This window comes from Streptomyces sp. NPDC054961 (assembly GCF_053609145.1).
The window spans coordinates 24,337-34,046 of the sequence record NZ_JBSGWY010000048.1; the positions used below are offsets into that span (position 1 = coordinate 24,337).

The 9,710-nt window shown below is 73.8% G+C and carries 7 protein-coding genes; 2 read left to right on the top strand and 5 right to left on the bottom strand.

The genetic code is table 11. The features are described from left to right. Positions 1-147 precede the first annotated feature (147 nt). Positions 148-1,131 carry a hypothetical protein gene (locus ACWF9Z_RS31145; RefSeq protein ID WP_453607692.1) on the bottom strand — a complete coding sequence of 328 codons (984 nt, stop codon included), beginning with the start codon at positions 1,129-1,131 and terminating at the stop codon, positions 148-150. Positions 1,132-1,220: 89 nt separating this feature from the next. Here ACWF9Z_RS31145 and ACWF9Z_RS31150 point away from each other — a divergent pair, with 89 nt between their 5' ends. Then, positions 1,221-1,949: an SOS response-associated peptidase gene (locus tag ACWF9Z_RS31150; RefSeq protein ID WP_453607694.1), complete on the top strand. Its 729-nt coding sequence runs from the start codon at positions 1,221-1,223 to the stop codon at positions 1,947-1,949. Between the two features lie 76 nt (positions 1,950-2,025). Here the strand turns inward: ACWF9Z_RS31150 and ACWF9Z_RS31155 are convergent, their stop codons facing one another. The 4 genes from ACWF9Z_RS31155 to ACWF9Z_RS31170 form a co-directional block, all read right to left on the bottom strand. Further along, positions 2,026-3,333 carry an ion channel protein gene (locus ACWF9Z_RS31155; protein WP_453607696.1) on the bottom strand — a complete coding sequence of 436 codons (1,308 nt, stop codon included), beginning with the start codon at positions 3,331-3,333 and terminating at the stop codon, positions 2,026-2,028. Positions 3,334-3,507: 174 nt separating this feature from the next. Further along, positions 3,508-4,929 (bottom strand): hypothetical protein, encoded by a 1,422-nt coding sequence (locus ACWF9Z_RS31160; RefSeq protein ID WP_453607699.1) that lies wholly within the window; start codon positions 4,927-4,929, stop codon positions 3,508-3,510. Between the two features lie 356 nt (positions 4,930-5,285). Next, positions 5,286-6,350: a serine hydrolase domain-containing protein gene (locus tag ACWF9Z_RS31165; protein ID WP_453607787.1), complete on the bottom strand. Its 1,065-nt coding sequence runs from the start codon at positions 6,348-6,350 to the stop codon at positions 5,286-5,288. Between the two features lie 279 nt (positions 6,351-6,629). Beyond that, complete coding sequence (locus ACWF9Z_RS31170) at positions 6,630-7,484, bottom strand: GNAT family N-acetyltransferase (protein WP_453607701.1); 855 nt, start codon at positions 7,482-7,484, stop codon at positions 6,630-6,632. Positions 7,485-7,908: 424 nt separating this feature from the next. Between ACWF9Z_RS31170 and ACWF9Z_RS31175 the strand changes: the two genes are divergently transcribed. Continuing rightward, positions 7,909-9,585 carry a carbohydrate binding domain-containing protein gene (locus ACWF9Z_RS31175; RefSeq protein WP_453607704.1) on the top strand — a complete coding sequence of 559 codons (1,677 nt, stop codon included), beginning with the start codon at positions 7,909-7,911 and terminating at the stop codon, positions 9,583-9,585. Positions 9,586-9,710: the final 125 nt, after the last annotated feature.

Sequence of the window (9,710 nt, forward strand, 5' to 3'; positions counted from 1 at the left end):
CCGGCGGGGGGGGGCCCCCCCCCCCCCCGGCCCCCCCCCCCCCCCCCCGGCCCCCCCCCCCCGGGGGCGGGGGGGGGGCGCGCCGGGGGCGGCCCCCGGCACCGGGCCGTCTGGCCGACTGGCGGGCCGGCCGGCCACACCGGCTCTTCAGCTCTCGCCCTCGCTCTCGCCCTCGGCCTCGCCCGCGGCCTCGGCCAGCTCCTCCAGTCGGCGGGTCGCGCTCTCCCCTGCCCGCAGGGCCCTGGCGCGCGCCCGTCCGGCCTCTCCGTGGACGCGCTTCGCTTCCCGTGCCGCCTGCTGGGCCCCGTCCACCCGTCGCCGCACGGTGGCGAGTTCGTCGCGCAGCGCGGCCAGGTCGCTCTCGGCCCGTTCCCAGGCGGATTCCGCCTCGGCCTGCCGCTCCTCGGCCATCCGCAGCGCGGCCGAGGCCTCCGCGGCCTGCTTCCGGGCCGCGGCCAAGCGGGCCCGCCTCCTCTCCGCCGCCCGCCGGACGCCCGCGCCCTCGTCGCCGCGGCCGTGGTCGTGGCCGTGGCCGTGGCCGTGCCCGTGCCCGTGCCCGTCATCGTGACCGCCGTACTCCCCTGCGGGGGCGGCTGCGGTCGTGGTGCGGGGTTCTGGAGCGGGCGGCGGAGGTACCGCGCCCGGGTCCGGCTCCAGACCGTCGAAGCCGACCGCGGTAGCCGGCGCCCTCACCATGCGGCCGGCCGCCCACTCCAGAGCCGCTTCCTCATCGGCCAGCACCCCGTGGAAGAGCTGCTCGAGCTCCCGGAGCCCGTTCGCCCCCAGCGGCTCCCCCGCGTCGGCCGCCAGCTGGCCCGCCTCCCGGGCCAACGCGCCGATCACCCGGTGCTGCTCGTGCGTCAGCGTCCGCAGCTGCCCGCCGTCCAGTTCCCGATGGGCCCGGCGCAGCCCCGCGCCGAGGCGCAGCAGCGCCTCGGCCTGATCGGGATGGGTCCGGGCCACCAGGTTCGCCGCCCACACCGCGCGTCTCGGTCTGCGCAGCCGTCCGACCGCGGCCGCGGCGGCCTCGTCGTTCTCCCGCCGGGCCCGGGCCACGTACGCGTCACGGGCCGCGGTGAACTCCACCGGCCTGAGCCCCGCCAACTCGACGATCACCGCGTCCACGTCCATGGCCACCACCATGCCCCGCGGCGCGGCCGCGGACCGGGAACGGCGCGTTCCGCCCGGCCCCACGGCCGAAGGATGGGACAGTGGAGGGCATGTGCGGCCGATACGCCTCCTCGCGGGCGCCCGAAGACCTCGCCGGGCTCTTCGGCGCCCGCCTCGGCCCGGATCCGGCGCTCGGCCCTTCCTGGAACGTGGCGCCCACCGACGAGGTGTGGGCGGTCCTGGAACGCGCGGCCCGGGACACGGGAGAGGTCCAGCGGCGCCTGCGCCCCGTGCGATGGGGGCTGGTGCCGTCCTGGGCGAAGGATCCGGGGGTGGGATCGCGGATGATCAACGCGCGGGTGGAGACCGTCCACGAGAAACCCGCCTACCGGCGGGCCCTTGCCAAGCGCCGCTGCCTGCTGCCCGCCGACGGCTTCTACGAGTGGGTCGCCGTACCGGCCAGCGCGTCGGCCAAGGCCTACAAACAGCCGTACTTCATCCGGCCCGAGACCGGCACCGTGATGGCGATGGCCGGTCTGTACGAGTTCTGGCGCGACCCGGCCGTCACCGACGACGACGATCCCGCGGCCTGGCTCACCACCGCCACGATCATCACCACCGAGGCCACTGACGCGGCCGGCCGGATCCATCCCCGGATGCCCCTGGCCCTCGACCCGGGCGACTACGAGGCCTGGCTCGACCCCTCCCACCACGACACCACGGACCTCCGCGCCCTCCTCCACACCCCCGCCGACGGCCGCCTCGCGGTGACCGCCGTCTCCACCGCGGTCAACAGCGTCCGCAACAACGGCCCGCACCTCCTCGACCCCGGCCCGTGACACCCGGCCCGTGACACCGGCCACCTGGCACCGGCCCGTCGGCCACCACCGCGGATCGTCGGCTCCGCTGCCGTCGTCAGCGCAACGGCGCACCCGAGGCGTTCAGCTGCATCTGCGGGCCGCCCGTGACCAGGAGCCAGGCGGGGAGCAGGGCCACGCACAGCAGGGGGAGCAGATTCGGGTCCGGGGCGAGGACCGCCGCGGCGAACAGGCTCAGCCAGCCCTGCCGCGTGACGGCCAGCAGGATGCCGAGCACCGCGCACGTCACCGCGACCGGGGGCTGTACCTCGGGCACCAGGGCGGCCACGGCGAGCCCGAGCGCGGCCCCCACGAAGACGGACGGGAAGATCCGCCCGCCCCGGAATCCGGCCCCGCAGGCCACCACGACGGCGACCAGCTTCACCACGGCCATCAGGACGAGCGAGCCGCCGGAGTGTCCCGCCGGGCCGGCGGTCAGCTCGCGCATCTGATCCAGGCCCTTGAAGAGCGTGAGCGGGCCGCCGAGCAGTCCGAGCAGACCCAGCACCACTCCGCCCAGCGTGAGGGCCAGTACGGGATGCGGCAGCAGGTGGAAGACCCGGTGGACGTACGGGAAGGCGCACACGGCGACCATCGCCAGGGCCGCCGCGGCCGAGGAGATCACGAGCGCCGCGAGCACGTCCGTCCAGCGCGGCGGGTCGAGCGGAGGCAGGTTCAGGCGGAAGGTGGGCGCGGCGATGAGGATGGTCGTCGCCCCGCCCGCGCCCGCCGCGATCAGCGGGGCGAAGAGCTGGTCCCACAGGGTGGGCGCCCGCCCGCCCCCGGCGGTCGCACCCGGGCGGGGAGCCGCCACCAGCGACTCCGTCAGGATCAGGACGGCCGCGACGGGGGTGCCGAACAGCGCCCCGACGGTACCCGCCGCGCCCAGGGCCGCCCACATCCGCGCCGGGCTTCCCGGTGACAGGCGCCGGCCCAGCCAGGCGGCGAGGGCGATGTTCGCGGCGGTGATCGGATTCTCCGGCCCCAGACTCACTCCGCCGGCCAGGGCGAGCGCGGTGGCCAACAGCAGGCCGGGGACCACGCCGGGGGGCATGGGAGCGTCCACCAGACCCGTGGTCGCCGGGTCGGGCCCGGCGTGTCCGTGGACCTTCCACACGACGAGGCCGACGGCGAGGCCGGTCGCGCTCAGGACCGTCATGATCCAGGCCGCGGACCAGCGGCCGACCCCGATCGCGTCGGGGAGGGTCTCCCACAGCACGTCCTTCAGCAGTCCGGCCGCCTCGCTCACACCGATGAGCAGCAGGCTCGAGCCCACCCCGATCGCCAGGGCGGGCAGGATGAGGGGCAGCAGGGCCTTGGCGGGAGCGGCCGGTGGCGGCACGGCCGGTGGTGCGAGGTCGGTCACCGGATCAACGTAGCGGCGAAGGGGGCGAAATCCCGTCGAACACCACCCCCTCGAGGCGCGCCGGGGCGCCGGTCGCCGAGCCTCGGGAGGGCCCGGCTCCCGGGTCCCGCGCACGGACGGGGCACCCCGGAGCGGGAGCGCCCCGTCCGCGGTGCGGCCGGTCCGGACGGGAGGTCAGGAGCAGTTGATGAGGAGCGAGGTCAGCGCGGTGCAGGTACGGGCGGCGCTGTTGTTGGCCGGGTTCGGGTCGGTCGGGCTGCTCGCGGTCCGGGTGGCGGTGACGGTGTAGGCCCTGCCGAGACTGAGCGTCGCGACCGGCACGGTGAACCGGCGGGTGGTGCTCGCACCCGGGGCGAGGTTCGCCACCGTGCAGGTGACGGCTCCCGCCGCCACGGCGCATGAGGAGCTGGTGGCACTCATCGGGGCGGTGAGCGGGACGGTGACGGTGCCCGAGACCGCGGCGGCGGGCCCGGTGTTGGTGACGGTGAGCGTGTAGTCGATGCGTCCGTTCAGCAGGCCGGGTACGGGGGTGGCGGTGAGGGCCACGGCGAGATCGGCGGCCGGCGGGACGGGGGTGACGGTCAGGGAGACCGGGGCGTGGCCGGAGGCGATCGTGCCGGTGACGGCATTGCTCGCCGTGTCGATCACGGACACGGTGTCGCCGCGGTAGTTGGCCACGTAGAGGTGCTTTCCGTCGGGGGTGAGGGCCGCGTCGACGGGGGCGGAGCCGACGGGGACGACGGCTACGACGGCGTCGGTCGCGGTGTCGATGACGGAGACGTTGGCGGAGACCACGTTGACGACGTAGGCGCGGGTGCCGTTGGAGGAGACGGCCACGGCCTGGGGGTAGAAGCCGCCGGTGGCGATCGTGCCGACGACCGCGTTCGTGGCGGTGTCGATCACGGACACGGTGTTGCTGGAGTTCCCGGTGACGTAGAGGCGGGTACCGGCCGGGTTGACCGCGATCCTGCGGGGATCCCCCGCGACGGGAATGCTCGCGGTGACGGCGTTGGTCGCGGTGTCGATCACGTCGACCCGGGAGTCCGCGGCGCGGGTGACGTAGACGCGGGTGCCGGAGGCGTTGACGGCGACGTACACGGGGTTCCCGGCGACGGGGATGCTGGCGGTGAGGGTGTTGGCGGCCGGGTCGAGCACGTGCACGGCCTGCGCGGAGCCGTCGGCCACGTAGCCGCGCGTCCCGTCGGGGGTGAAGGCGATCTGTGACGGGAACTGTCCGAAGGGGAAGGTGGCCGTCACGGTGTTGGTGCCGGTGTCGATCACCGTGAGCGTGGCCGCGCCGGAGTTGGACACATAGACCCGTGAACCGTCCGGGGTGGTCGCGGCGTTGGTGGGTCCGTCGCCGACGGGGACGGTGGCGACGGTCGCGCCGGTGACCGTGTCGATCGCCGACACGCTGCCGTCGTCGCTGTTGGTGACGTACGCCGTCGGGTGCTCGGGCGCGGCACCCTGCGCCGAGCCCGCCGCCGCGGTCAGCGTGCCCGCGGCGAGCACGGTGGCCGCCGCCCAGGTCGTGACCCGGCGGCCCAGTCTGCCCCGGTGTAACCGTCCGGGTCTGATCGTCGCGTCCATGCTCATGGTGATCGTTCCTCCCCTTCGCGGCCCCCGCCGTCGCGCGGAGGGCCCTGCGTACGCGGCGTGCGGCGGCCACCGGGCCGGTGGCCGCCGGGCCTTCCGTACGCGGGAACCCCGGGAGGGCTGTCCGCGCGCCGGCACGCCTCGGACATGATTTTGGCCGCACGGAGCTTACGGGGAGGGGTTCTTGGGGTTCTTCGGGTGTTCCGGGGACACATGTGGCATGGGGATCCCGGGCGGGCCGAGGTCCCCGGGGCCGGCTGAGGCCCTCCGCCGGCCCGCGGGCCCGCCGGCGCGGGTCCCGGGAGGAGCGGTCGCGCCTCCCGGGTCCCGGGGGCGCGGGGTGCGCCTCGTGGACGTCAGCCGCACAGGGCCGTGTCCACCAAGCCCTCGAGGTGCTGCGTGCCCGCCCCGTCGGTCGGGATGCTGGTCACCGCGATGCTGACGGCGCGGCCCTTCTCGGTGACTCCGCCCCGGGTCTCGTACCCCGGTATGTCACCGCCGTGGCCCCAGTACACGCCGCCGCACGACAAGGGCCTGCTGATGAGCCCGAGTCCGTATCCGGCGCCGGTGTCCCCGATGGGGACGGTGGCGCGCATCTGGGCGAGCTGGGCGTCCGGGAGGAGGCCGCCTCCCAGGAGCGCGGTGAAGAACCGGTTGAGGTCGGAGTTGGTGGAGATCATCTGGCCCGCCGCCCAGGCGACCGACGGGTCCATCTCCGTGACGTCGCGCAGGGGCGCGCCCGCCGTCTCCCTGAGGTAGCCCCGGGGGTGGGCCTCTCGGATGCCCATGTCCCCTTGGGCGGGGAAGGAGGTGTGGCGCAGCCCGGCGGCCTTGATGACGCGCGTGTCGATGGCCTCGGCGAGGGGCCGTCCGGTGACCTTCTGGACGATCAGGCCGGCCACCACGTAGTTCGTGTTGCTGTATCCCCAGTCCTTCCCGGGTTCGAATGCGGCCTTGTGCTGGAAGGCGAGGTCCAGGAGGTCGCGGGGCTCGAAGTACCGGTGCCGGAGGATGTCCTCGTTGATGTCTCCCTCGTAGTCGGGAAGTCCGCTGGTGTGCTGCAGGAGTTGACGGACCGTGATGTGGCGTCCGTCGATGCCCTCCCCGCGCACGAGACCCGGCAGGTAGGTGTCGACCATGGTGTCGAGGCCGATCTTCCCCTCGGCCACCAGTTGCAGGACGACCACCGCGGTGAACGTCTTGGTGGTGCTGCCGATCCGGACCTGGCCGTCGGCCGGCACCTTCGCGCCGGTGGTCACGTCCCCCACTCCCGCGGTGTAGGTGCGGGTGCGGCCCTGACCGTCCTTGACGCTCGCCAGGGCGGCGGGCAGGCCGTCGGCGCGCACCAGCCCGTTCAGCCCCTGCTGGACGGCGTCCGGCCTGGCGGCGGCGGACGCCGCGGACGGCGCCGGCACACCCATCGTCACGACGCCCGCGACCAGCGCGGCCAGCGCCGCGGCGGGCAGGGCTCGGCGCAAACCGCCGCGCCCCGGCCGCCCGGACGTACGAAACCTCTGTGACACCTGTTCAGGCACGAGCCAACTCCTGTGGAATCGTTGGGGAATCCAGCGGTGCGTTCCGGCCCCCACACTTCCGGACGCGAGCGGCCCGAACGATCCGGCTGTCCGCCCTGCCCCGGTAGGGCTACCCCCCGGCTCCGGCCGACCGGGCCGAGGCCGAGGGGGGCGCGGACGCGTGCCTCAGAGTTCGAGCGAGCGGTGCTGGTCCAGCACGGCGTAGCCGGCGCTCTCGTACAGGCCCATCGCGACGTCGTTGCCGCCGAAGACGTTGAACATCATCACTTCGTCGCCGCCCTGCCGGGTGGCCCACTCACCGACGGCCATCGCGGCGCGGCCGTAGCCCTTGCCGCGGTGCTCCTCGTAGACCTCCAGGGAGAAGCCGAAGGTCACGCCCGGCAGGTAGCCGTGGTTCACCCAGCCGGCGCCGATCACCTGGCCTTCGGCTTCCATCGCGTAGAAGGCGTGGCCCGGGGTGAGGAATCCTTGCGGCAGGTGGCGGGCGAAGTCCTGGTCGGACTTCGCCTTGGCCTGCTCCGGGGTGAAGCCTCCGGCCCGGACGATGTCCGCGATGTACCCGGCCTCCTCGCCGGCGTACCAGCCCGGGTACTCCTCTTCGGTGAGCCGGCGGACCGTCAGACCCGGTGGCAGCTGCGGCTGTTCGGCCGCGACCCGCATGCGGGTCTGTCCGCGTACGGGGTAGTCGGCGAAGACCCCGGCCGCTCCGCCCGTGACCCTGACCTCCACCTGCCGCGCGCCGTGCTCGGCGCACCACCGCTCGGCCCACGCCCGCCCGTCCGGCACCGTCAGGTCGTGGATCCGGCCCACGGTCCTGCCGTTGTCCCGCGTCACCCCGACGGCGATCCACCCGGCGCCGTCGGTGGCCACCGTCCAGTCGTCGATGCCCTTCGCGGCCCGCTCCCACATGGCCCGGGCCAGGGGCTCCGAGCAGCCTGCGGCGCGGTATCCGGCCAGTACGCGCCGCTCGAACCCGGCTCGCCACTCGTTCCGGTCGGTCACGCTCTCTATTCCGCTCATCCGGCCACCCTACGTAGGGGTACCAGCAGGGCCCGAGTCATTTCGGGGCGGTCACGGACGGTCACGCGGGCGCGTGGGAGCGAGGCGGTGCGAGGACGGTGCGAGGCGGGCGGGGTGGTGCGAGGCGGGTCGTCCTGCCGCCACAGGCTGACGAAGGAGCGGCGCCCTTGTCAAGCCTCATGGTTAGTAAACCTTCCGATTGGGGTCACCAACTTCTTGATGGTCCAGACCTGTTGACGGCAGCCCTTCCGGAGGATTAGGTTCCCGGCCACGAAGCGCTACGACGTCAACTCCCCCCACCAGAACCGGCGTACGGCCCGAGACAAGCCTGACCTCCCCCGTAGCCCCACCCGCGCGGTCTCCGCGGCATACGCCCGATCGGCGCGCTTCAAGCCGTCCCCCCATTCCCACTGGAGGCACTTCCTTGCGTACCCCCATCCGAACCCGTGCCCGTCTGGCCTGCGGCCTCGGCACCGCCCTGCTGGCCGCGGCCGCGGTACTGACGTCCCCCGGCGCCGCGTTCGGCGCCAATCTGCTCACCAACGGTGACCTCGAGACCGGCACCACGGCCGGCTGGTCCTGCTCCGGGGGCCTGGGCTCCGTGGTCGGCTCCCCCGTGCACGGGGGAGCCAAGGCACTGGCCGGTGCGGCCAGCGCGTCCGACAACGCCAGGTGCGCGCAGACCGTCGCGGTCCAGCCCAACACCACGTACACGCTCTCCGCGTGGGTCCGCGGCAGCTACGTCTACCTCGGAGTCACCGGCGGCGCCTCCACCTGGACCACCTCGACCGGCGCGTACTCCAAACTGACCGTCAGCTTCACCACCGGCGCCTCCCAGACCAGCGCCGAGGTCTACCTCAACGGCTGGTACGGACAGGGCACCTACTACGCCGACGACATCACCCTGGACGGCCCCGGCGGCACCGCCGACACCCAGGCGCCCACCGCGCCCGGCAGCCTCGCCGCCTCCGGCAAGACCTCCACCAGCGCCTCCCTGACCTGGACCGCCTCCACCGACAACGTCGGCGTGAGCGGCTACGACGTCTACCAGGGCGGCAGCAAGGTCGCCACCTCGACCACGACCAGCGCGACCGTGGGCGGCCTGACCCCCAACACGGCCTACGCCTTCAGCGTCCGTGCCCGCGACCTCGCGGGGAACACCTCGCCCGCCTCCAACACCGTCAACGTCACCACCGACAACGGGACCGTGCCGAGCGGCTTCAAGCAGGCCGCGCCCTACCTCTACCTCGGCTGGGGCAACCCGCCGAGCGCGACCACCGTGATGAACGCGACCGGCGCGAAGTGGTTCACCATGGCGTTCATCCTCTCCTCCGGTGGATGCAACGCGTCCTGGGACGGCCAGCGCCCGCTGACCGGCGGCGTGGACCAGAGCACCATCGCCGCGATCCGCGCCGCGGGCGGTGACGTGGTGCCCTCCATCGGCGGCTGGCAGGGCAACAAGCTCGGCCCCAACTGTTCCACCCCCGAAGCCCTGGCCGGCGCCTATCAGCAGGTCATCAACGCCTACGGCCTCAAGGCCATCGACGTGGACATCGAGAACACCGACGAGTTCGAGAACGCCGTGGTCCAGGACCGCATCCTGGGGGCGCTCAAGATCGTCAAGCAGAACAACCCCGGCTTGAAGACCATCCTGACCTTCGGCACCAGCACCACGGGCCCGACCAGCTGGGGCAACCGCCTGATCGAGCAGTCGAAGGCGCTCAACGCCGACATCGACGTCTTCACCATCATGCCGTTCGACTTCGGCAACGCCTCGACGGACATGTACACCAGCACCGTCAGCGCGACCGAGGGCCTCAAGGCCAAGCTCAAGTCCACCTTCGGCTGGAACGACGCGACCGCCTACGCCCGCATCGGCATCTCCGGCATGAACGGCGTCAGCGATACGCAGGAGACCACCACCGTCCAGAACTGGACCGACATCCGCAACTGGGCCAACTCCCACCACATCGCGCGCCTCGCGTTCTGGTCGGTGAACCGCGACCGCGGCTGCCCGGGCGGTGGCCTCCAGGAGACGTGCTCCGGCATCGCCCAGAGCGACTGGCAGTTCACCTCCATCACGGCCGGCTTCACCGGCTGATCCGCTCCTCCTCACCGGGCGGGGGGGGGGGGGGGCCCCCGCGCGCCCGCCCCCCCCCCCCGCGCGCCCCCGCCCCCGCCCCGCGCGCCCCCCGCGTGGACTCCCCCCCCCCGGCAGCGCCCCCC

Bases quoted from the DNA above. Each gene is read 5' to 3' on its own strand.
- ACWF9Z_RS31170 (WP_453607701.1), bottom strand. From the start codon at position 7,484: ATGAGCGGAATAGAGAGCGTGACCGACCGGAACGAGTGGCGAGCCGGG.
- ACWF9Z_RS31165 (WP_453607787.1), bottom strand. From the start codon at position 6,350: ATGGGTGTGCCGGCGCCGTCCGCGGCGTCCGCCGCCGCCAGGCCGGAC.
- ACWF9Z_RS31160 (WP_453607699.1), bottom strand. From the start codon at position 4,929: ATGAGCATGGACGCGACGATCAGACCCGGACGGTTACACCGGGGCAGA.
- ACWF9Z_RS31145 (WP_453607692.1), bottom strand. From the start codon at position 1,131: ATGGACGTGGACGCGGTGATCGTCGAGTTGGCGGGGCTCAGGCCGGTG.
- ACWF9Z_RS31150 (WP_453607694.1), top strand. From the start codon at position 1,221: ATGTGCGGCCGATACGCCTCCTCGCGGGCGCCCGAAGACCTCGCCGGG.